5 protein-coding genes are annotated in these 4,473 nt (G+C 32.6%); 4 read left to right on the top strand and 1 reads right to left on the bottom strand.

All coding sequences use genetic code 11. The annotated features are described in order from the left end of the window. The first annotated feature begins 96 nt into the window (after nt 1-96). The 4 genes from A9996_RS19000 to A9996_RS18980 all read left to right on the top strand — a co-directional run bounded on the left by A9996_RS19000 (nt 97) and on the right by A9996_RS18980 (nt 3,802). Nucleotides 97-489 (top strand): hypothetical protein, encoded by a 393-nt coding sequence (locus A9996_RS19000; RefSeq protein ID WP_066439057.1) that lies wholly within the window; start codon nt 97-99, stop codon nt 487-489. 172 nt (nt 490-661) lie between these two features. Beyond that, nucleotides 662-1,225 carry a hypothetical protein gene (locus A9996_RS18995; protein WP_066439056.1) on the top strand — a complete coding sequence of 188 codons (564 nt, stop codon included), beginning with the start codon at nt 662-664 and terminating at the stop codon, nt 1,223-1,225. Nucleotides 1,226-2,581: 1,356 nt separating this feature from the next. Next, nucleotides 2,582-3,016, top strand: coding sequence for a hypothetical protein (locus A9996_RS18985; protein WP_066439045.1), 435 nt, complete (start codon nt 2,582-2,584; stop codon nt 3,014-3,016). A gap of 255 nt (nt 3,017-3,271) precedes the next feature. After that, the gene (locus tag A9996_RS18980; RefSeq protein WP_169817280.1) at nt 3,272-3,802 is read left to right on the top strand and encodes a hypothetical protein; all 531 of its coding nucleotides are present in this window, start codon (nt 3,272-3,274) and stop codon (nt 3,800-3,802) included. 472 nt (nt 3,803-4,274) lie between these two features. Here A9996_RS18980 and A9996_RS20290 read toward each other — a convergent pair. Further along, on the bottom strand, nt 4,275-4,473 hold a 199-nt coding region (locus A9996_RS20290; RefSeq protein WP_211272672.1), incomplete at its 5' end, for a hypothetical protein.

Below are 4,473 nucleotides of genomic sequence, written 5' to 3'. Positions count from 1 at the left end.
AACACAGTTTTGTGTTTGGAATGGCTCGTGCCGTCACACGCTACAGCTCGTACACATAAACGTTAGGCACAAGCGGAATTCACTCGGACGGAACAAATGAAGAAAAAAATACTCATAATATTAATCGGAATTTTAATTCTGTCGAACTGCAAACAGAGCGGCGGAATTGAATACTCTTTTGAAGATGTTCAAGTAAATACGTCTGACGATTACTTGACTTTACCAACTGGAATTATAAAAAATAAAGTTGACTCTTACGAAGAAGGATTTTATCAACATTTTGTTTATCCTGATAATAGATATGTAATAATATTAAGAGGTGGAAATGCGGAACTGAACGAACCAAAAAATGATAATCCTGAAATTCACTCTCGAGAGCAAAGTGTTGACCGAATCCGAATGATTTATGGAAATGTAAAAACTGAACGAAAAGCGGAATTTGACAAAGCTTTTGATTTAATGAAAGAAAACGGATTGAAGAAAAAGTAAAAGCCAGTGCCTAACACCGTGTATAAGCCATTGCTTGGTCGTTGCTAATTTGGAAAATTCTTGGGAATTTTCCAGCGGAGTTTTGTACTTTTAATGGTTCGTGTGTGAGACACGCAACGGCTCATACACATCAACGTTGTGAGCCATTTGACCAAAAAACCGAGAGAATCATATGAAAATAAAACCAAATGCATCTTCTAATGAACTTTCATCACCATTTTATTTAATAAATGAAACATTTTGCTCGGATTTTGAAAATTACATTGCAAATAAAAACGGTAAAGTAAAAGGAAAATACAATGCTTGGTCATATCTGATTTTCGGAAAGATAAATTCACCAAAAAATTGGACTTTGATGTATAAGAAGTCAACATTCACATCAGGTAATTTATTGCTTTCTTCTAAAAGTCAGACTTTATTAGTTCTTGCCGAATGGGAAACCGAAAGAAAGGGAACTCATAATTCAGAATTTGAAATCAGGAAAAAAAAATCAACAGATTCTTTGAGAAAAATTATAAATAAATCTTTATCTGATTTGGATTTATCTGACAAATATGTATTGGAAATCAAAAATGGCAAACCGCCACTAATTTCTAAATTGACAAGAATATTAAAAGAACTATTTTTATCTGGAGAAATTTATAAAATTGAGCATTGTAATGACAAGCTAAAAATCGAAATGAGAACTGAAAAACACCATTTCGAAATATTTGATAAATTAATAATTGAAATATAGAAAAACGGCTCACAACACCGTGTATAAGCCATTGCTGGGTCTGTGCTTATCTGGAAAATTCTTGGGAATTTTCCAGCGGAGTTTTGTACTTTTAATGGCTCGTGTGTGAGACACGCAACGGCTCATACACATCAACGTTATAAGCAAGCCAAAAAAAAATCTCGCTAAACAACACAATACAAACGCATTGCGCCCAAAAATTTTATGCAGTATTAAAATAGAAGATTAAAAGAAAATTAATCCTAAAATTCAAAATTCAACGGATAATTTTATTTTTCTCGCTTTCCAATGATCAAGTTCATAAGAGGAAAATCAGAGTTTGCGGCGAGCTTATTGCTTTTTATTTTTACAATCACAACGGCTGAACTATGCGCAAAAAAAATTATTGAAAATTCGGTCTTTTAAACAAAAATAGATGAATTAGGAATGTTTTGGCTTTTTAAGAAAATACAGAACTAAATGCGCCAAGCATTCCGCCGAAAAAAATTAACTAAAAAAGAAAAATATAAGAACAATCGGTGAAAATTTGGTATTGATAAACTGAAATTTATTTTATCTAAATGCGCAAAAAATAAAACCTGATAACAAAGATTCGGGAATAGGCCTGCTTATAACACCGTGTATAGACCATTGCTGGGTCTGTGCTTTATTTGGAATATTAACGGATTGACCCAAAGTTTTTTTATATTTGGATTGGTTCGTGTGTATGAGACGCAACGGTCCATACACATCAACGTTATGTGCAAGCCAAGAAAAAATCTCGCTAAACATCACAATACAAACGCATTGCGCCCAAAAAAATTTGATGCAGAATTAAAATAGAGGATTAAAAGAAAATTAAACCTAAAATTCAAAATTCAACGGATTATTTTATTCTTCTCGCTTTCCGATAATTAAGTTCATAATAGGAAAATCAGAGTTTTCGACGAGATAATTGCTTTTTATTTTTACAATCACAATGTCTAAACTGTGCGCCGAAAAAAATTAATAGAGATTCTTTCTTTTAAACGAAAATAGATGAATCCGTAAATGTTATTGCTGATTAAGAAAACAAAGCACCTACTGCGCCAACAATCACGCTGAAAAAAATACAACTAAAAAGAACAATTAAATTTTTTTTTTAAAAATTATACGCTGAAAATTAAATTATCAAAATGCACAAAAAAACCAAAACCTGAAAGGAAAACCGGGAATAAGGCCTGCACATAACACCGTGTATAGACCATTGCTGGGTCTGTGCTTTTTTGGAACATTATGGAAATCCCCAAAAGTTTGTCTATATTTGGATTGGTTCGTGTGTGAGACACGCAACGGTCCATACACATAAACGTTGTCAATAATGTAAAAAAAAAGCGAATGAAAACAAAATTAATTGCATTTATGGGAATTTTATCTTTAGTATTTTCTTGTAAAACTTACACTATTCCTGTGGACAGTTTTCGAGAACAAATGACCAAATCTGGTTCCGAAAAATTACGAAATGTGGAAATTAATAATCCTATAAACGTAATTAAAAACATTAAGTACGAAGCTAATAACATAAAATCAATTATTGTAACTGATAAAAATGGAGATAAAGTTAAACTCGAAAATTCACCAAAATTAGAAATGAGAGTTACTCGAAAAAATGGAAAAAAATACATTCTCCTTTTTGATACTGTAATTGTAATAAACGACACTTTAAAAGGAGCGAGGTCAAGATTAATCCAAAATTTGACAAGGGAAATTCCTTTGACGGATATTGAAAAAATTGAAATCCAAGACAGCGGAAAAGTTTACAAATATCAATAACATAACAGCGGACAAAAAACACTATTGACAACACCGTGTATAAGCCATTGCTGGGTCTGCGCTAATCTGGAAAATTCTTGGGAATTTTCCAGCGGAGTTTCGTACTTTTAATGGTTCGTGTGTGGGACACGCAACGGCTCATACACATCAACGTTGTAAAACATTCCCCACACAAGAAAAACCTGTTAATTCCTTGAGATAACGAGTAAAATTTTAGTGTAGGAAAATTATAGTAAATTTGACGTTAGTCAGAATTTGAGAAACAGAAAAAACATAAAATATTTTGTCTTACTAATTGTGATAATCGGATTATCATATTTGGGTTATAGAGGATATTGGAATTATCAAAGAAATGAGATAATCAAAGAGTCAAATACTAATCCTACTTTCTCTGACTCAAGCTCGAAATTCAAAAAACTCACTTACTCGGATTCTGAATTTGAATTTAATAATTCACTTCTAAAATTAGTAAGTAAAATTAAAGACTCAATCACGACGGAATTTTTAAATAAAACAGAAGAAAATATTCTCTTTTTTGCTCTTGACAAAGACACGTTGAACATAAAGAAAGTTAACGGACAAAAATACAGTTACTCTTCGAGACTTGACAAAGGAATTTATGACAAGAAGTTCAATGATTTATTATTTAATTCGCTAAAACCTTTACTTTCAAAAAACGGAATTGACGAAATTGATGTTTATACTTTGACACCAACTGAATATAATAATATTCCGCCAATACCTGGAACTTTAGCAAACTTTGATTATGAAAAAGAATATGAATAATAAAAACGTTTTACAACACCGTGTATAAGCCATTGCTGGGTCTGTGCTAATCTGGAAAATCCTTTGGAATTTTCCAGCGGAGTTTTGTACTTTTAATGGCTCGTGTGTGAGACACGCAACGGCTCATACACATAAAACGTTGGCAAAGAAATCTGCGAAGACACAATACCAAATTTAGCACAGTTACAGATAGTTTTTGTTTCCTTGAAAACCAGTGTTAAGCCGCTTAAAAGATGAATCTCTGTGATTACCAAAAGTTCGGCTGAAAACAGAACCTACAAACATTTAAGAAGCTTGACAAGTCTTCTGAATCAACTCCAAGTTATAAAACCCTATCGAACAAAATTGATTTTTTTATTGATGCCTTAAGTGTGAAACTGAAAACTTATATTTCTCTTCTAATTGCAATCTGACCGGAAAGAAAATAATAGACAGAATACAAAAAACCACAACGGAGTTTAAACTGAATTGACTAAATTAGATTTTTATAACAATAATACATCCGACTTAAAAACCCAAACGAAAAAATAATAAACCGATTTGCCAACACCGTGTACAAGCCATTGCTGGGTCTGTGCCTATCTGGAAAATCCTCGCGGATTTTCCAGCGCAGTTTTGTGTTTGGAATGGCTCGTGCCGTCACACGCAACAGCTCGTACACATAAACGTTG

This window comes from Gelidibacter algens (genome assembly GCF_001678675.1).
In the GTDB taxonomy this organism is placed as follows: Bacteria; Bacteroidota; Bacteroidia; order Flavobacteriales; family Flavobacteriaceae; genus Gelidibacter; species Gelidibacter algens.
The sequence above is the reverse complement of the archived record's forward strand: the minus strand, read 5'-3'. Positions and strand labels throughout refer to the sequence as shown.